Raw genomic sequence first — 17,846 nt, 5'->3', positions numbered from 1 at the left:
GCCACAATAATGTGGCTTTTTTATTTAGAACTTATTTAAGTTAGGCTTGTTGAATACCTGCAACAACCCAATCTTGCTGTGAACCAACAGGTTTTACAAAGTGCCAGATTTCAGTAAATGGCTGTGGCAAGCTGTTTAAATCTTCACTTACTGTACCTGTGAAACGTACGCTCACAATGTATTGACCATTTTCAGTCGCACTGTCTACAACCATTGCATTTAAGTTACTAAACTCAGCAACGTCCTGATCTTGGTTCTCCATGATGTCGTTATACATAGAGTTGTAAAGTTCAGGGGTTAAGTAACGACGAATTTCTTCAATGTTACTTGCACTATTGATTGATTGAATGTGGTTAAAACGCTGACGGGCAACGCGTAAGAAAGAAGCAGGCTCACTACCATCTGGTAATTGGTTACCGCTATTCGTCGTTGCGCTACCAAAAGGAGCTTGAGTTGCTGCACCGCCACCTACAGATTGACCAAAGATATTGGTATTGTCACCTGTATTGGTTGGAGCTGCCGAGCGGCCAAATGGGTTTTGACCGCCATTATTTGGTGCATAAGGATTATTAGCTGCTAATTTTTTTTTTGATCCCAATTTACGGAATACAAAGAAAGCTACAGCGGCTGCAAGTAAGACCCAAAGCCAGCCAGGGATACCACCTTTTTTCTCTTCTTGGGCTTGAACAGCTTGTTCATTACCCGGTTGAGTTACTTGGTGTTCAGCTGATGTTGATTTGTCATCTGCTAAAGCATTTGCTGCAACAGCACCTACGGCAGCACCAGCCACACCAGCGGCAACCATTGAACCAACACCCGGACCAGATCTCTGAGGTGCTGTAGCAGGTTGTTGAACTGGAGTCACTTGACGAGGTTGTTGATAAGACTGGCTTGAAGTAGTAGAACGTGCCATACCGTGGCTTTTACCACCACCTGCACGTTTAGCTTCAGCAAGCGGAGAAATTGCTAAAGCAGCCATTAAAATACCGGTAATCAAGCCACGCTGGTGTACTTCCATAGGAAATTCCTGTTTAAAGTTAATTTGTAATAGTATTTATGCAGGTATTTACTCTAAATTTCAACCTTAAAAGTATGTTTTTTTATGTCAATTCATCACTAAGTTGCATCGCCTCAGTCAAGGCTTCATGCAGGCGGGCAACTGCAATCACTTGTACGCCCGGAATTGCTTTTTGCGGGGCGTTACCTCTTGGTAAGATGACGTATTTAAAGCCATGTTTTGCTGCTTCTTTTAAACGTTCCTGACCATTAGGTACAGGTCGGATTTCACCTGAAAGACCAACTTCACCAAAAACTGCAAGCTGCTGAGGTAAGGCTTTTGTTCGTAAACTCGAAGCACATGCAAGTAAAACAGCCAAGTCCGAACCTGTTTCGGTAATTTTTAAACCACCTACAATATTGACATACACGTCTTGTCCAGTGGTTTGTACACCACCATGACGATGCATAACAGCAAGCAGCATGTTTAAACGGTTTTGTTCAAGACCAAGTGCAACACGTCTTGGTTGTCCTTGAGCATCATCGACTAAAGCCTGAACTTCAACTAAAAGCGGGCGAGTTCCTTCACGGCTGATCATGACAATTGAACCGGGAATGGCTTCGTCATAACGACTTAAAAAGATAGCAGAAGGGTTAGCCACTTCACGTAAGCCTTTATCGGTCATGCCAAATACGCCAAGCTCATTGACTGCACCAAAACGGTTTTTCACTGCACGAATCATTCGATAACGTGAGTCTGATTGGCCTTCAAAGTAAAGTACGCAGTCCACCATGTGTTCTAAAACACGAGGACCTGCCAATGCACCTTCTTTGGTCACGTGACCAACAATAAATAGCGCCGTGCCACTATTTTTTGCATAACGGGTTAATAACGCAGCAGATTCACGAATTTGTGAAACCCCCCCTGGCGCAGATTGAAGCGTTTCTGTGTAAAGCGTTTGGATAGAGTCCAAAATTGCGACAACAGGACGTTCTTGTTCTAAAACTTCACAAATGCGTTCGACACAAGTTTCAGCCATGACTTTTAACTGGTCTGTTGGTAGGTCAAGGCGTTGGGCACGTAAGGCAACCTGTGACAGCGATTCCTCACCCGTAATATAAAGCGCAGAACTTTTTGCACTTGCCATGTGAGTTGCTGTTTGTAAAAGAATGGTCGATTTACCAATACCCGGGTCACCACCAATGAGTACTACAGAACCTGTCACCAAGCCACCGCCAAGTACGCGGTCAAATTCGCTAATACCTGTTGGTAAACGGGTTTCATGAGAAACAGAGACTTTATTAAGCGTTGTAATATTGGCGACTTGACCCGCATAACCCCCAACTTTAGGACGTGCACGATGAGCAGTAGTGGGTTCTAGTTTGACTTCATTAAGACAATTCCATTCACCACACTCTGAACATTGACCTGCCCATTTTAGATGATCGGCACCACATTGCTCGCAACGGTAAACGGTTTTGACTTTGCTCATATTCGACTTCAGTGAGATAACTTCATAATCATTAAAAGCAGAGTATAGCAAAAAGCCCAATAGAGAACTTAATCGATATGGAATACATTTTGCTTAAGCTTCGGTGAGCAAAATTAAAGAGTAAATGTCATGTTTTAAAAATAGAGAGATAACGTAGTAGTCAGTCAAATTTCGAGAAAGTATTAGAAGCTCGAGAGGGAATTGGTAGTTAAAAAGTTGATCAATTGATATGGCTTTTTAATTTAAAAATCAAAGTGGTTCAAGTCTTAATTTTAGACTGAAAAGTGCGTTGTATTGCTAGGTTCTTGTGCGTATTATCGGATTTAATTGTATGTATCTTGAAATTATCAGCAATACAGACAAAAATTGGTTAGCTGAAAAGTTGTCAAAAAAATATACATTTAAAAGATACCTGCAAATGGTGCGATATCGTCTTTTTGATTTGATTTTAGCTAACGGACTAAAAAAATTACTGGAGTGTATTCATAAAATGTCGAATCAAAATCTGAGCGACCCTCATGAACAAGGTGAGCTCCATCGTAGTCTCTCTAATCGGCATTTACAGCTGATCGCGATTGGTGGTGCCATCGGTACCGGATTATTTATGGGTTCAGGTAAAACAATTAGTCTTGCCGGACCTTCTATCTTATTTATTTATATGATTATTGGTTTGATGGTGTTTTTTGTCATGCGTGCGCTTGGCGAACTTCTTCTGTCAAATTTAACCTATAAATCATTTATTGATTTTTCTACCGATTTAATTGGCCCATGGGCTGGTTACTTCGTGGGTTGGACCTACTGGTTGTGTTGGATCACGATTGGTATCGCCGATCTGTCTGCAATTATTTATTACTTACAGTTCTTCAATAATGGCTTACCTTTCTCGCCTGTTGAAGGCGCAATGATTAGTGTTGCCGCGATTGTGTTCATTATGGGATTGAACTTATTAACAGTTCGATTGTTTGGTGAATTAGAGTTCTGGTTTGCACTTATTAAAATCCTTGCGATTATTATTTTAATTGCAGTGGGTCTGTGGATGATCTTTACAGGCTTTACGTCTACTACAGGTGAAGTCGCTTCATTTACTCATCTTTGGGCAAATGGCGGTTTCTTCCCAACAGGTGTGCATGGCTTCTTGGCTGGTTTCCAGATTGCAATTTTTGCTTTCGTGGGTGTTGAACTTGTGGGAACAACAGCCGCGGAAACTAAAGACCCTGAGCGTAATTTGCCTAAAGCGATTAACTCAATTCCAATCCGTATCATTATTTTCTATGTATTGGCGCTACTCATTGTAATGTCAGTAACACCATGGAACAGAATTGATCCGGCGATCAGTCCATTTGTAAACCTGTTTAGTCAAGCAGGGGTAGCGGCAGCCGCGATTTTGATGAACTTGGTGGTATTGTCATCAGTCATGTCATCCATGAACAGTGGTGTATTCTCAACAAGTCGTATGTTGTTTGGTTTATCTCGTGAAGATCAGGGGCCAAAAGCTTTTGGTAAGCTGAACAGACGTGCAGTACCGGCAAATGCATTGTATTTCTCTGCTGCATGTTTATTGTTAGGTGCAGCATTACAGTATTTTGTACCAAATACAGTTGAAGCATTTACGCTTGCAACAACACTTTCAACGATTCTCTTCATCTGCGTGTGGTTGCTTATTATCTGGAGTTACATCCGTTATTACACCACGCGTCCTGAACTGCATGCCAAATCAACATTTAAATTGCCGGGTGGCTTATTTACATGTTGGATCACGATTATTTTCTTTATTGGTATGATTTACGTATTGTCTTTAGAGCCAGACACTTTTAAAGCGCTTAAAGTCAGCCCAATTTGGTTTGTTATTTTGATCATTGGTTATTTCTTCTTCTATAAACCACGTCATAAAAAATAATTAAATTTATTTGGTTATGATCAAACGCTGGCTGAAAAGCTGGCGTTTTTTATGCATATTGTTTTTCTATTCAAGTTTACTCTTTAGCCGCTTGCCTGATCACGGTATACTGCATCGAATTGTTTAAATCAGGTGCTCAGATGCGTCGTGTCATTTGCCTCATCAGTTTATTGAGCAGCAGTATTTTGCTTAGCGCTTGCGGTCAGTCAGGAGCATTGCAGCTACCTTCTGATCCAAATTATGACAAACGTGCAAAATACTTACTCTATCGTAATAAAGAACAGAAACAAGATGAACAGGCTGAACAGTCAGTCGAATCATCAGCCGCTCAACCACAAACTACATCACCTTAAGCTTTGAAATAAGGACACCTTCATGAGTTTCACCCGCATTAATGGAGTATTGCATGCAGAGCAATGTTCTCTAGAGCAGCTTGCGCAGCAATTTGGCACACCGTTATATGTTTATTCAAAAGCAGCTTTTGAAAAACATTATTTAGATATGGATCGTGCCTTTGACTTTATTGATCATCAAATCTGTTTTGCGGTGAAGTCGAACTCCAATATAGCTGTTCTTAATGTCTTGGCAAAACTTGGTGCGGGTTTTGACATTGTGTCTGGTGGTGAGCTAGCACGTGTTTTAAAAGCAGGTGGCGATGCTTCTAAAATTGTTTTTTCAGGTTTAGGTAAAACTGAAGCTGATATTGAAACGTCATTAAATGTAGGGATTGCCTGTTTTAATGTCGAGTCTTATGCAGAGTTGGACCGTATTCAAAAAGTAGCAGCTCGCCTAGGCAAAAAAGCGCCTATTTCTTTACGTGTAAATCCTGATGTCGATGCAAAAACGCATCCTTATATTTCAACAGGATTAAAAGAAAATAAATTTGGTATTCCAAGTGATGCAGTTTATGAAACTTATCAATATGCTGCATCTTTACCTAACCTTGAAATCGTAGGTATTGATTGTCACATTGGTTCACAGCTCACTGAAACTAAACCATTTGTTGATGCTTTAGACCGTGTCATTGTGATGATTGATGAGTTGAAAAAACTAGGTATTAGTCTGAAACATATTGATATTGGTGGTGGTTTAGGGGTTTGTTATAAAGATGAAACACCGCCAAGTGTTGAAGAATATGCAAACTCTATGAAGCCGGCTTTAGAAAGATTAGGCTTGAAAGTTTATATGGAGCCGGGTCGTAGCATCAGTGCAAATGCAGGTGTACTTTTAACCAAAGTTGATTTGCTTAAACCAACGACGCATCGTAACTTTGCGATTATTGATGCAGCAATGAATGATTTAATTCGTCCTGCTTTATATGAAGCTTGGATGGATATTCAACCTGTTGTACCACGTACAGATACCGAAGAAAAAACTTGGGATTTAGTTGGTGCAATTTGTGAGACAGGTGATTTCATTGGTAAAGACCGCTCACTCGCATTACAAGAAAATGACTTGTTGACTGTACTGGGTGCCGGGGCTTATGGTTTTGTCATGAGCTCAAATTACAACACGCGTGGCCGTGCAGCAGAAGTCATGGTATCAGGTGAAAAAAGCTATTTAATTCGTGAACGTGAAACGGTTGAGTCGCTTTGGGAAAAAGAACGTTTATTGCCTGAGGAGTAAATGAGATGTTATTAGAATTTACCAAAATGCATGGTTTAGGCAATGATTTCATGGTGGTTGATCTAATTAGCCAAAGAGCTTATTTAGATACTGCAACAATTCAACGTTTGGCAGACCGACACTTTGGTGTGGGGTTTGATCAGCTTTTAATTGTTGAACCACCAGATGTACCCGAAGCTGATTTTAAATACCGTATTTTCAATGCAGATGGTTCTGAGGTTGAGCAATGTGGTAATGGTGTGCGTTGTTTTGCCCGTTTTGTCCACGAACGTCATTTAACTAATAAAACCAACATTACCGTACAAACCAAAGCGGGTATTGTAAAGCCAGAGCTTGGGCAAAATGGTTGGGTGCGTGTAAATATGGGTTACCCAAAGTTTCTGCCAAATGAAATTCCATTTGTTGCCGAAGAGCCAGAAGCTTTATATACCCTTGAGCTGGCAAATGACCAAAACATTAGTATTGATGTTGTGAACATGGGTAACCCACACGCGGTCACTATAGTTCCAGATGTACTAACTGCTGATGTAGCTGGTATTGGTCCGCAAGTTGAATCACATAAACGTTTCCCTGAGCGCGTTAATGCTGGTTTCATGCAAGTGATTGATAACAAACATGTTCGCTTACGTGTATTTGAACGTGGTGTGGGTGAAACACTAGCGTGTGGTACAGGAGCATGTGCCGCTGCGGTAAGTGGCATGCGCCGTGGTCTACTTGCGAACTCTGTAGAAGTTGAACTTGCTGGTGGTAAGCTACAAATTGAATGGCAAGAAGGCGATGTGGTCTGGATGACTGGTCCAACAACTCATGTATATGATGGACGTTTGGATTTACGTTATTTCCAAGGTTAATCGCATGGCCTAAATAGAAGCCTCTTTTCATCTGTAAAGTGATAAAAGAGGCTTTCTTTTATATGTACAATATTTTTTGATTTTATTACCTTTTACTCAACGCCAATTTCAAAGCGAATAGAACAAAAATACTGCCCGTAATTCGGTCCATATATTTTACAAACTTGGGTTGCTTTAGATAGCGCGAAAGTGGCTGCATAGCCAGAATTAATAGACTTGACCATAACACGCCAATCACCACATGAATCATTACTAGCCCCATTACCCAAGTAACAGCCGATGCTTGCGCTGGAATGAACTGGGGAAGAAATGAAATATAAAAAATACCAACTTTTGGATTGAGTAAGTTGCCAAAGAAACCTTTAATAAACCAATTCTCTGAAGTAGAGCGATTTGAATTACTTTCTTGTATATCTGCGAGCTGACTACGAGGTTTTAAAATCATATTTAAACCCAGCCATGCTAAATAAGCGGCGCCCATCCATTTCAATATATTGAATGCTAAGTCGGATGCCATCAGTAGGGCACCTAGACCGCATGCCACGACAATTCCCCAAGCAATGCAGCCAAGACTAATTCCTATAGCTGCTTGAAACGCTTTAGATTTTCCTTCAAGTGTTGCAGTACGAATAATTAAAGTTGTATCTAAACCAGGGGTAAGGGTAAGTAAAGTAATTGCAATTAAATAAGGAATGAGTATGGCGGTCATGGTGTAAGGTCCAACGGATACTTAGTATAAATTGTAATATATAAGTTAGATTCATTATGCTGTGCGATATCAAATTTTCCTGATTAAATAGTTTTTGGTACACTCAAAAAAATGGGCAAATAAATGGAGAGCAATTTGGATTTTGCATTACAACTGCTCTCAATGTGGTTAAAAGAAAGAAAAATTCAAAACCAGTCTGAGCATACAATTACCGCTTATGAGCGAGATGTTAAAAGCTTCCTTGAGTTTTGTGAGCTTAAAAAAGTTGATTTAAGAAATGTTGAAGCTTCAGATTTACGTGAATATTTGGCTCAACGTGTTGAGCAAGATCAGTTAAGTTCAAGTAGCATGCAACGTCATCTTACTTCTATTCGTCAGTTTATGAAGTGGGCTGAACAGGGCAAATACCTAGAAATTAATCCTACTGACGATTTTAAATTGAAACGTCAGCCTAGACCTTTACCGGGCATGATTGACATAGAAACGGTTAATCAAATTTTAGATCAACCCATGCCTGAAAAACCAATTGATCAGCAGCTTTGGTTAAGAGATAAAGCCATGTTAGAACTACTGTACTCAAGTGGTTTACGGCTCGCTGAACTGCAAGGCTTAACGATTAAAGATATTGATTTTAATCGTCAACTCGTTCGTATTACAGGTAAAGGTAATAAAACCCGTATTGTACCGTTTGGGAAAAAGGCAAAAGAAAGCTTATTGAATTGGCTAAAAATTTATAACATCTGGAAAGGCCATTTTGACCAAAATGCTTCCGTTTTCATTTCACAGCGAGGCAGTGCATTAACTCCTAGGCAAATTGAAAAGCGTGTAAAACTTCAGGCACAAAGAGCGGGTGTAAATGTCGACTTACACCCACATTTACTTCGACATTGTTTTGCTAGCCATATGTTATCAAGTAGTGGTGATTTACGCTCAGTTCAAGAAATGTTAGGTCATAGCAATTTATCGACTACTCAAATTTATACACATATTGATTTTGATCATTTGGCCCAAGTGTACGATCAGGCCCATCCACGAGCCACCAAGCATTAAGCCGCTTTAGCTGGGTTAAAAAAGAAGAATGTAGAGATCATTTGTATTTTTTTACAAATTTGTTTAAAGGAAATCGATGAAATTACCCAATTGACCATTTTGATCTTTGCACATTTTGTCGGCATATATAGTCTAAAAACTATAAATTTTGATTCATTTTTGAGAGTCTTATCCTTCTGACTAATAAGGTAAATAAGATAAAAAGATAATAAAAATCAATGTATAAAATAGACTTTAAAAAGAATAAAATAGGAGTTAGATATGTATAAAAATTTTTTTATGAACTGATGATTTCATTTTTTTTGCCCCGTTCCAGAAAATTGTGACTTGACCGAAATGCCAAACACATTGCAAGATAGGGTACCTAAAAAATTTTAATCGAAGAGTTAATATACTTTTCTCAACATTTACTTTTGCTAGAACAGCCGAGGATTACATGAAGGCTCTTGTTGCTGTAAAACGTGTGGTTGATGCCAACGTTAAAGTTCGTGTTAAGCCGGACAATAGTGGGGTTGACCTTACCAACGTTAAAATGTCAATTAACCCATTTTGTGAAATCGCAGTGGAAGAAGCGGTTCGCTTAAAAGAAAAAGGAACAGTATCAGAAATCGTTGTTGTTTCTATTGGTCCTAAAGAAGCTCAAGAACAAATCCGTTCTGCAATGGCTTTGGGTGCAGACCGCGGTATTTTAGTTGAAACTACTGACGAAATTGGCGCTCTAGAAGTTGCTAAAATCTTAAAAGGTGTTGTTGACGCTGAAAAACCAGAACTTATCCTTCTTGGCAAACAAGCAATTGATGATGACTCTAACCAAGTAGGTCAAATGCTTGGTGCATTATTAGGCGCTGGTCAAGGTACGTTTGCTTCTGAAGTGAAAGTGGATGGCGGTAAAGTACAAGTGACTCGTGAAATCGACGGTGGTTTACAAACTGTTGAACTTGCACTTCCTGCAATCATTACAACTGACTTGCGTTTAAACGAGCCACGTTATGCTGCATTGCCTAACATCATGAAAGCTCGTAAAAAACCGCTTGATACTAAATCTCCTGCTGATTACGGTGTTACAGCTGGTACTAAGCTTAAAACGATTAAAGTTGAAGCGCCTGCAGAACGTAAAGCTGGTGTACAAGTGAAATCTGTAGATGAGCTTGTTGAAAAATTGAAAAATGAAGCGAAAGTGATCTAATACGGAAGGATAAAATCATGAGTATTTTAGTTATCGCTGATCACAACAACCAGACACTTAACGGTGCTACTTTAAACGTTGTTGCTGCAGCTCAAAAAATCGGTGGTGATATTACTGTATTAGTTGCTGGTTCAGGCGCTCAAGCAGTTGCTGACGCTGCTGCTAAAGTTGCTGGTGTGAGCAAAGTATTACTTGCTGACAACGCTGCTTATGCAAACCAATTAGCTGAAAACGTAGCTGGCTTAGTTGCTGACTTGGCTAAAGGTTACAAATACGTTTTAGCTGCTTCTACTACAACTGGTAAGAACATTCTTCCACGCGTTGCTGCGCTTCTTGATGTAAGCATGATCACAGACATTATTTCTGTTGAATCGGCTAACACATTCAAGCGTCCAATCTACGCTGGTAACGCAATTGCAACTGTTCAATCTGACGAAGCAATCATTGTTGGTACTGTTCGTGGTACGGCATTTGATCCAGTTGCTGCGGAAGGTGGTTCAGCTGCTGTTGAAACAGTTGGCGAAGTAAAAGATGCTGGTGTTTCTAAGTTTGTATCTGAAGAAATCGTTAAACTTGATCGTCCAGAATTAACAGCTGCTCGTATTGTTGTATCTGGTGGTCGTGGTGTAGGTTCTGGTGAGAACTACCACAAAGTACTTGACCCATTAGCTGACAAGCTTGGTGCAGCACAAGGTGCTTCACGTGCAGCAGTTGATGCAGGCTTCGTACCTAACGACTTCCAAGTTGGTCAAACTGGTAAAATCGTTGCACCTGAGCTTTACATTGCTGTAGGTATTTCTGGTGCGATCCAGCACTTGGCTGGTATGAAAGATTCTAAAGTTATTGTTGCTATCAACAAAGACGAAGAAGCGCCAATCAACAGCGTTGCTGACTACTGGTTAGTTGGTGATTTGAACGCTGTAGTGCCAGAGTTGGTATCTAAGCTTTAATCTTTATTGATTAAAGTTAAAAACCCCTAGTTTTGAACTAGGGGTTTTTTGTTTTACAGTCTGAAGTTAGAAGTAAAAATTAGAAAATTTATGCTTTGGATGTTTGATTTTTATAAAATAAAATTCACATAGTTTTGATTAGGCATGAAGATAATGATTGCAGCTAAAAGAGAAGAATAATATGCAATTAAATTATACAAATATCACCAGATTGGCAGTGTAGATTCCGCACATTACAGAGCGCTTTTATGCTATAGTATACAGCTATATTTTTTTCGATTTTAGTTCACTTTCCGGAACTAAATTTTTTGCAAGATCAAGACATATAAACGGATAGAAATATCTATCTGTAAGAAGGAGTATGCATGAGCGTATCGGAAATCCGACCGATTGCCATTGAGGACGAACTCAAGCATTCATATTTAGATTACGCGATGAGTGTAATTGTATCTCGTGCATTGCCGGATGTGAGAGACGGTCTTAAACCTGTTCACCGTCGTGTGCTTTATGCCATGCACGAATTGGGCAATGACTATAACAAAGCCTACAAGAAATCTGCTCGCGTTGGGGACGTAATCGGTAAATATCACCCGCATGGTGACTCAGCTGTTTATGAAACCATTGTTCGTATGGCTCAAGACTTTAGCTTACGTTATTTATTGGTTGATGGTCAGGGTAACTTCGGTTCGATCGATGGTGATAGCGCTGCGGCAATGCGTTATACCGAAGTCCGTATGACTAAGCTGGCACATGAGCTTCTTGCAGATTTAGAAAAAGACACAGTTGACTGGGAAGATAACTACGACGGTTCGGAACGTATCCCTGAAGTACTTCCGACACGTGTTCCAAACTTATTAATTAACGGTGCTGCTGGTATTGCTGTAGGTATGGCAACTAACATGGCACCACACAACATGACAGAAGTTGTGAATGCTTGTTTGGCTTATGCTGACAATCCGAATATCTCGATTGAAGGATTGATGGAATACATTACTGGTCCTGACTTCCCTACAGGCGGTATTATTTACGGTAAATCAGGTATTGTTGATGCCTACCGTACCGGTAAAGGTCGTTTACACATTCGTGGTAAATACCATTTCGAAGAAGATGAAAAGACAGGTCGTACAACCATCGTCTTTACTGAAATTCCATATCAAGTAAACAAAGCAAGAGTTATTGAACGTATTGCCGAGTTAGTAAAAGAGAAAAAGCTTGAAGGTATTTCAGAACTTCGTGATGAGTCTGATAAAGAAGGTATGCGTATTGCAATTGACTTGAAACGCGGTGAAAACGCAGAAGTCGTTGTAAATAACTTATTCTTAAATACCCAGCTTGAAAACTCATTCAGCATCAACATGGTTTGTCTAGACAATGGACAACCAAAATTGATGAATCTAAAAGATATTATTGCGGCATTTATTCGTCACCGCCAAGAAGTTGTGACACGCCGTACCATGTTCGAATTACGTAAAGCACGTGAACGTGGTCATATCTTGGAAGGCTTGACAGTTGCCTTAGCCAATATTGATGAAATTATTGAAACCATCAAAACTTCTGCAAACCCTGCTGAAGCGCGTGAGCGTTTACTTGCGGGTGAGTGGGCAGGTGGTGGCGTTGTTGCACTACTTGAAAAAGCTGGTGCAATTTCTGTTCGCCCAGATGAAATTGAAGGTGAAGATCCAAATCGTCCATTTGGTTTAAGTGATTCAATTTACCGTCTGTCACCAACACAAGTAGGCGCAATTTTAGAATTACGTTTACACCGTTTAACTGGTCTTGAACAAGACAAGTTACATGCGGAATATACTGAAATTTTAGGTCAAATTGCTGAACTTACTGCAATTTTAAATGACTTTAACTTGTTAATGGGTGTTATTCGCGAAGAGTTGGCACAAGTTTTACAACAATATGGCGATGCACGTCGTACCGAAATTGTTGAATCTCGTGTGGATTTCTGCCGTGAAGATTTAATTCCTGAAGAGCAAGTGGTATTAACGGTTTCGCAAACGGGTTATGCAAAAACTCAACCTCTTTCAGACTATCAGGCACAGCGCCGTGGTGGACGTGGTAAGTCTGCAACCTCAATGAAAGATGATGACTTTATTCAACATCTGATTGTGGCATCGAACCATGCGACCGTACTTTGCTTTACCAATGTGGGTAAAGTGTACCGTCTGAAAGTATTTGAAGTTCCTCAAGCATCACGTGGGGCAAAAGGCCGTCCAATCGTGAACTTGTTACCTCTAGATGCAACAGAAACCGTAACCGCAATCTTGCCGTTAACCGAGTTCCCGGAAAACCACTATGTGTTTATGGCGACAGCTTCTGGTACAGTTAAGCGTGTTGAGTTAGAACAATTTGCAAACATTCGTTCAAATGGTCTGCGTGCTATTGAACTTAATGAAGAAGATACCTTAATTGGTGTTGCGATTACTGATGGTAATCAGCAAATCATGTTGTTCTCTAACGAAGGTAAAGCAATTCGTTTTGCTGAAACTGACGTACGTGCAATGGGTCGTACAGCGAAAGGTGTACGTGGTATGCGTGTAAGCTTTGCAAGCAGCACCTTAAGTGAAGAAGATGCAGATGTAGAAAATGATGATTCAGATGATAATGATGACTCAGCAGATTCAAGTCTAGTAAGTCGCATCGTATCGCTTGTTGTTGTACCTGAAACAGGTGAAGTACTGTGTGCGAGTGCCAACGGTTATGGTAAACGTACTCCAGTAAATGACTTCCCGACCAAAAAACGTGGTGGTAAGGGTGTTATTGCGATCAAGACAAGTGAACGTAACGGTGAGCTAGTTGGTGCAGTTTCTATTGATGAAACCAAAGAGTTATTATTAATTTCTGATGGTGGTACGCTTGTTCGTACGCGTGCTGCAGAAGTTGCAATGACAGGCCGTAATGCTCAAGGTGTTCGTCTGATCCGTTTAAGCGAAGAAGAAACGCTTGTTGGCGTAGTTTCAATTGAAGCTGTAGAAGACGAAGAAGAACTTCTTGAAGGTGAAGTAGATACGACTGAAACTGATAGCGAAGAAGCTGTATCTAATAATGAAGATACTTCTGAAGAGTAAAACGTTTTAAAATAAAAAAGGAAGCTTCGGCTTCCTTTTTTATTTCTGGTTTATTTCGAGGGATGGAAAATAAATACATCATAGTTTCTGTAATGCAAAGTTTTTACTGACGGGTCTTTAGTTGCAAAATTATGAGGTTGACTTACCACGATCAGATCTTGTTTTTGCATTAGAGCATCTTGAAGCTGCTGTTCGCTCCACAAGTACTTTTTGAGTTGCGGTTCAAATAACAAACCATCTTTAATTTCTAAAGAGGCACTATCTGAATGCACAGTATCCCATTGGTTTACGATATAAACAGGGTGCTTAAGTTGTAAAAGGAATGGAACATCATAGAAATAATAATCGTAGAAAACGATTTTTGTAGATGGGGCAATGTACTCAGCAAAATCTGTTTGGCCTACATTGTTTTTGGTATCTAAAATACGAACAGCAAATGGGACTGCACTACATAGAACAATTAAACTTATAAAAATATAAGTCAAATAGTTCAATTTCTGTTTTTTATATAGCCCAACTAACACAAGTGGAAGCACAATTAATAAGGCACCAATGAGATAAATAAATATGGCTTGGTTTTGGAAAAAAGGCTGATGTGCACGAATAAAATGTGGTGTTGCACTAACGCCAATTCCAACAAGTACAGTAAATACAGGAATACCCCAAGTCTGCAATCTGGTTTTATTACTGCTTTCAAGAACCTTATTCATCACAAGCGAGAAGAAAATGGCAAGAGGCGGAACAGCAGGTAAAATATAGCCTGCTAGCTTAGAAGGCGGAATAGAGAAGAAAACCGTAACAGAAACAAACCACCATACAAATAGGGCAAGTAAAGAGCATGATTTGTAATCTTTAAAAATGGTTTTTATAGACGTAAATCTACTCGCAAAAAGCCATGGTAAAAAACTGACAAATAAAATCATCAGATAGAAGCACCATGGCTGTTTGTTATTAAACTCTTTTGAACTAAAACGATTAAATTGTTGATCAATAAAAAAATAGTGTAAAAATTGAGGATATTTACTTTGTACTAAGTAGAGCCACGGACTAACGATGAGTAAAAATAACAAGATAGCCAATGGATTAAGAAGAGAAGGTATTTTCTTCCATTGCTTGGTGTAAATTAACCACGGTAAAAGAATCATCCCGGGAATTAAAATCCCAATTAAACCTTTGCTTAAGAAGGCTGCTGCACCAGCGATATAACCTAAAAATAAAATAGATTTCCGTGCAGAAATGGTGAAGTCCACAAAACATAAAACACTAATGGTGATCCAAGAGGCGAGCAGTAAATCATGGTTAATGTATTGGCTACTACCAAAAAAAAGCAGGTTAGTAGCTAAAATAATAACGGTAAGTTGTGCAACGCTTTCTGAAATATGCTTTTTTACGAATAAAAATAGACCGATTAGCATGAGTGTAGCGGCTAAAACGGGTACTAAACGTAACACCCATACATGCACGCCAAAAAGCTCCATAAACATAGAACTTAACCAATGTAGTAAAGGAGGCTTATGCATGAAAGGCAAACCATCGATTCGTGGAGTTAACCAGTCTCCAGATTCGAACATAGTACGGCTAATATCTCCGTAGCGACCTTCGTCTGGTACAGATAAAGGTCTAATCCAAGACAAAACAAATAGCCAAATTGGTAAGAATATTAATAAAAATTTGGAACTACGAAGCCATTGCTGCATACATAATCCTTAATGTTGGAATGCAAAAAAACGGTTAAGTAAAAAAGTCACCATAGATGTCAGAACAATTGCAGTACACACTAAGGTTGAAACAGGTACGTTAAAATAGAGGTTTGAAAGTAAAAGAAAACTTTCATTAAATAAAAAACCTAAGCCCGCAACCAACGTGAATTTCGGGAGAGTCTGCCGATGCGTAAGATGTTGCGCTTTAAACGTAAAAACGCGGTGCCCAAAATAGCTCACCCAATAGGCGAGTAGAAAAGCGCATAAATTGGCATATTGCAGTGCAACATGTTTCTTAAATAGAAGCATGGCTACACTATAATGAGTAAGTGCTGCTGCGGTCCCTGTAGTAGTAAACCGTGCAAGCTGAAGAATATGAGTAAACATTAGAAACTAGAGAACGTATTTTCTTGGTGGGTGATTGAATGTTCCTGCTTAGTACGAGAATGTTCGGTAGAAATAATATATTTTGGGCGGTTTTTAACTTCAGCATAAATGCGGCCAATGTATTCACCTAAAATTCCAATGAATAATAATTGAATGCCACCTAATAGCGTCATACCTGCCGCAAGTGTTGCCCAGCCCGGAATGGAAATTCCCTCAATCAAAGTTTTAATGATAATCCACACTCCGTAGCTCATCGCACCTAAGGCCAGAATTGCACCTAAGTAAATACATACGCGTAAAGGTAAATCAGAAAAACCCGTTAAACCTGACATGGCCAAGTTAAAAAGAGATTTTAAGTTGAAGCTAGAACGGCCATGTTGACGTTCTTGCTCAGAAAAATTAATGCCTATACTTTTAAAGCCAACCCAAGCATATAGACCTTTCATATAACGATTTTTTTCTGGTAACTGTTTGATTGCTTCAACAACTTTTGCATCGAGTAGCCGGAAGTCTCCAGCACTTTCTGGAATATCAATAGGTGAACTTAAGTTTAAAATACGGTAATAAGCTTGGGTTAAAACACGTTTAAGCCATGATTCGGTTGTACGATTACGAATACCATAGACCATGTCATAACCATTTTTCCAAAGATTAATCATGGTTGGAATTGCTTCAAATGGATGTTGAAAATCAGCATCAATCAGTAGAGCAACTTCACCAGTCACATGGTCTAAACCAGCACTTAAAGCTGCTTCTTTGCCAAAGTTCCGTGAAAGCTCCAGCACAACTAAAGGATAATCCTCAATCATTGTTTGTAAAATTGGAATGGTATCGTCTTTACTTCCATCATCTACCACAATAATTTCATAGCTAAGATTTTGCTGTTTTAGACTATTTGCCAAAGCAGGAATAAATGTTTTTAAATTTTCTGCTTCGTTGTAGGCTGGAACAACGCAGGATAAAAAGGGTTTTATATTCATTGCATTGCCCCTAGTCTGGTGAGCTGGATACCGTATTGTTGACAATCAAGTTGGAACTGAGCCGAACTGAAGTATTGATATTCTTGAATTCGGGCGTGTTGAATTGGATCTTGATCATTTGATTGTGCAAGTGCTGGATGGCACATAATCAGTAAATGGTCTTTTGCATTCGCAAGCCAATATTGATTGAGTTGGCCATAATTGGTCAGTTTGAAATCATAGATGCCAGCAAATTGGCCATTTTGATTAAAGTGATATGTCTGGCAAGCTTTTGCCAAAGAGTTAGAACCTAATGCTGAGAGCATACGAGTTTTAAAACGGTAATGAGGGGGATTGATCGGCTGTTGTAAATTTCGAATCCAACCCGTAAATTTTTTCTCTTTTAGTAATTGCAGCAAAATATCACGTATAAATGGAAATTGATGAATATGTTGATGACCATCTATAAAGTCAGGTTGTTTTCCTAATACTGAAACAAATAAGTCCCATTGCTCCTCAATACATTGAGTGATTAATTCGCGATTAAGACTTGCAAACCATGCTCGGACTATAAGCATAGGTAAGGGAAAAACCAGATTACCCGAAGCGAAAGCATAAGTAAGATTTAAATGTAAACCGATATCAACTTGATCACTAAACGGTTTTAATTTAGCAGCAGCAGTTTCCCATAAATCAGATTGGGTCATACATGAGGTGGCTTGAAGCGCACCTTGTTCAATAAGTTGAATAATTGCGTCAGATATCTCTGCATTCATTGCAAAGTCATCTGCGCAATAGCACACCTTTGCCATATTTAAATTCCACTATAGGGCAGGGTTACAGAATTATTCTGCTTAGCTGCTGAAAAACTATACGTTTTTAATATGGAGAAATTTCCTTAATTCCAACTTAAAGTTTTCTTAAGGTTTTATGACAATTGATGTAAATTAATTTATTGAATTTAT

The 17,846-nt window shown here is 39.3% G+C and carries 15 protein-coding genes; 8 read left to right on the top strand and 7 right to left on the bottom strand.

Annotation, left to right across the window (positions count from 1 at the left end; genetic code table 11):
* Positions 1 to 40: 40 nt before the first annotated feature.
* A complete protein-coding gene (locus tag C1642_RS01570; RefSeq protein WP_000451848.1) occupies positions 41 to 1,018 on the bottom strand; it encodes a Tim44 domain-containing protein in 978 nt (325 codons plus the stop codon).
* Between the two features lie 82 nt (positions 1,019 to 1,100).
* Positions 1,101 to 2,489: a DNA repair protein RadA gene (gene radA, locus C1642_RS01565; RefSeq protein WP_000048860.1), complete on the bottom strand. Its 1,389-nt coding sequence runs from the start codon at positions 2,487 to 2,489 to the stop codon at positions 1,101 to 1,103.
* Between the two features lie 490 nt (positions 2,490 to 2,979).
* Between radA and C1642_RS01560 the strand changes: the two genes are divergently transcribed.
* From C1642_RS01560 to dapF, 4 genes are all read left to right on the top strand, one after another.
* The gene (locus tag C1642_RS01560) at positions 2,980 to 4,386 is read left to right on the top strand and encodes an amino acid permease (RefSeq protein ID WP_000070815.1); all 1,407 of its coding nucleotides are present in this window, start codon (positions 2,980 to 2,982) and stop codon (positions 4,384 to 4,386) included.
* 140 nt (positions 4,387 to 4,526) lie between these two features.
* Positions 4,527 to 4,739: an LPS translocon maturation chaperone LptM gene (gene lptM / locus C1642_RS01555; protein WP_103235807.1), complete on the top strand. Its 213-nt coding sequence runs from the start codon at positions 4,527 to 4,529 to the stop codon at positions 4,737 to 4,739.
* 22 nt (positions 4,740 to 4,761) lie between these two features.
* Positions 4,762 to 6,012 (top strand): diaminopimelate decarboxylase, encoded by a 1,251-nt coding sequence (gene lysA / locus C1642_RS01550; protein WP_031993377.1) that lies wholly within the window; start codon positions 4,762 to 4,764, stop codon positions 6,010 to 6,012.
* Between the two features lie 5 nt (positions 6,013 to 6,017).
* Positions 6,018 to 6,863 carry a diaminopimelate epimerase gene (gene dapF, locus C1642_RS01545; protein WP_000923485.1) on the top strand — a complete coding sequence of 282 codons (846 nt, stop codon included), beginning with the start codon at positions 6,018 to 6,020 and terminating at the stop codon, positions 6,861 to 6,863.
* Between the two features lie 85 nt (positions 6,864 to 6,948).
* On the opposite strand, the gene C1642_RS01540 is transcribed toward dapF, so the two are convergent.
* Positions 6,949 to 7,572, bottom strand: a complete 624-nt coding sequence (locus C1642_RS01540) for a LysE family translocator (protein WP_000125201.1) — start codon at positions 7,570 to 7,572, stop codon at positions 6,949 to 6,951.
* A gap of 162 nt (positions 7,573 to 7,734) precedes the next feature.
* Between C1642_RS01540 and xerA the strand changes: the two genes are divergently transcribed.
* From xerA to gyrA, 4 genes are all read left to right on the top strand, one after another.
* Positions 7,735 to 8,622 (top strand): site-specific tyrosine recombinase/integron integrase, encoded by an 888-nt coding sequence (gene xerA, locus C1642_RS01535; RefSeq protein WP_162564713.1) that lies wholly within the window; start codon positions 7,735 to 7,737, stop codon positions 8,620 to 8,622.
* 436 nt (positions 8,623 to 9,058) lie between these two features.
* Positions 9,059 to 9,808 carry an electron transfer flavoprotein subunit beta/FixA family protein gene (locus C1642_RS01530; RefSeq protein ID WP_000646179.1) on the top strand — a complete coding sequence of 250 codons (750 nt, stop codon included), beginning with the start codon at positions 9,059 to 9,061 and terminating at the stop codon, positions 9,806 to 9,808.
* Between the two features lie 17 nt (positions 9,809 to 9,825).
* Positions 9,826 to 10,758: an electron transfer flavoprotein subunit alpha/FixB family protein gene (locus C1642_RS01525; RefSeq protein WP_000025985.1), complete on the top strand. Its 933-nt coding sequence runs from the start codon at positions 9,826 to 9,828 to the stop codon at positions 10,756 to 10,758.
* Between the two features lie 365 nt (positions 10,759 to 11,123).
* Positions 11,124 to 13,835 (top strand): DNA gyrase subunit A, encoded by a 2,712-nt coding sequence (gyrA, locus tag C1642_RS01520; protein WP_103235806.1) that lies wholly within the window; start codon positions 11,124 to 11,126, stop codon positions 13,833 to 13,835.
* 50 nt (positions 13,836 to 13,885) lie between these two features.
* Here the strand turns inward: gyrA and C1642_RS01515 are convergent, their stop codons facing one another.
* Genes C1642_RS01515 through C1642_RS01500 form a run of 4 tightly spaced genes read right to left on the bottom strand, consistent with a single transcriptional unit; the run spans position 13,886 to position 17,693 of the window.
* Positions 13,886 to 15,532 carry an ArnT family glycosyltransferase gene (locus C1642_RS01515; protein ID WP_103235805.1) on the bottom strand — a complete coding sequence of 549 codons (1,647 nt, stop codon included), beginning with the start codon at positions 15,530 to 15,532 and terminating at the stop codon, positions 13,886 to 13,888.
* Between the two features lie 9 nt (positions 15,533 to 15,541).
* The gene (locus tag C1642_RS01510; RefSeq protein ID WP_000494035.1) at positions 15,542 to 15,922 is read right to left on the bottom strand and encodes a GtrA family protein; all 381 of its coding nucleotides are present in this window, start codon (positions 15,920 to 15,922) and stop codon (positions 15,542 to 15,544) included.
* Complete coding sequence (locus tag C1642_RS01505; RefSeq protein WP_001022408.1) at positions 15,922 to 16,902, bottom strand: glycosyltransferase family 2 protein; 981 nt, start codon at positions 16,900 to 16,902, stop codon at positions 15,922 to 15,924. Before C1642_RS01505 ends, C1642_RS01510 begins: the two co-directional genes overlap by 1 nt.
* Positions 16,899 to 17,693, bottom strand: coding sequence for a ChbG/HpnK family deacetylase (locus C1642_RS01500; protein WP_103235804.1), 795 nt, complete (start codon positions 17,691 to 17,693; stop codon positions 16,899 to 16,901). The genes C1642_RS01505 and C1642_RS01500 overlap by 4 nt, the downstream gene beginning before the upstream one ends.
* Positions 17,694 to 17,846: the final 153 nt, after the last annotated feature.

It is taken from the genome of Acinetobacter sp. AKBS16 (assembly GCF_002899995.1).
Classification (GTDB): Bacteria; Pseudomonadota; Gammaproteobacteria; order Pseudomonadales; family Moraxellaceae; genus Acinetobacter; species Acinetobacter baumannii.
The sequence above is the reverse complement of the archived record's forward strand: the minus strand, read 5'-3'. Positions and strand labels throughout refer to the sequence as shown.

What these genes read in the sequence shown, in the direction of transcription:
- C1642_RS01560 (WP_000070815.1), top strand. Translation starts at nt 2,980, where the DNA reads ATGTCGAATCAAAATCTGAGCGACCCTCATGAACAAGGTGAGCTCCAT.
- lysA (WP_031993377.1), top strand. Translation starts at nt 4,762, where the DNA reads ATGAGTTTCACCCGCATTAATGGAGTATTGCATGCAGAGCAATGTTCT.
- C1642_RS01515 (WP_103235805.1), bottom strand. Translation starts at nt 15,532, where the DNA reads ATGCAGCAATGGCTTCGTAGTTCCAAATTTTTATTAATATTCTTACCA.
- C1642_RS01505 (WP_001022408.1), bottom strand. Translation starts at nt 16,902, where the DNA reads ATGAATATAAAACCCTTTTTATCCTGCGTTGTTCCAGCCTACAACGAA.
- C1642_RS01540 (WP_000125201.1), bottom strand. Translation starts at nt 7,572, where the DNA reads ATGACCGCCATACTCATTCCTTATTTAATTGCAATTACTTTACTTACC.
- C1642_RS01530 (WP_000646179.1), top strand. Translation starts at nt 9,059, where the DNA reads ATGAAGGCTCTTGTTGCTGTAAAACGTGTGGTTGATGCCAACGTTAAA.
- lptM (WP_103235807.1), top strand. Translation starts at nt 4,527, where the DNA reads ATGCGTCGTGTCATTTGCCTCATCAGTTTATTGAGCAGCAGTATTTTG.
- dapF (WP_000923485.1), top strand. Translation starts at nt 6,018, where the DNA reads ATGTTATTAGAATTTACCAAAATGCATGGTTTAGGCAATGATTTCATG.
- gyrA (WP_103235806.1), top strand. Translation starts at nt 11,124, where the DNA reads ATGAGCGTATCGGAAATCCGACCGATTGCCATTGAGGACGAACTCAAG.
- xerA (WP_162564713.1), top strand. Translation starts at nt 7,735, where the DNA reads ATGTGGTTAAAAGAAAGAAAAATTCAAAACCAGTCTGAGCATACAATT.
- C1642_RS01525 (WP_000025985.1), top strand. Translation starts at nt 9,826, where the DNA reads ATGAGTATTTTAGTTATCGCTGATCACAACAACCAGACACTTAACGGT.
- radA (WP_000048860.1), bottom strand. Translation starts at nt 2,489, where the DNA reads ATGAGCAAAGTCAAAACCGTTTACCGTTGCGAGCAATGTGGTGCCGAT.
- C1642_RS01510 (WP_000494035.1), bottom strand. Translation starts at nt 15,922, where the DNA reads ATGTTTACTCATATTCTTCAGCTTGCACGGTTTACTACTACAGGGACC.
- C1642_RS01570 (WP_000451848.1), bottom strand. Translation starts at nt 1,018, where the DNA reads ATGGAAGTACACCAGCGTGGCTTGATTACCGGTATTTTAATGGCTGCT.
- C1642_RS01500 (WP_103235804.1), bottom strand. Translation starts at nt 17,693, where the DNA reads ATGGCAAAGGTGTGCTATTGCGCAGATGACTTTGCAATGAATGCAGAG.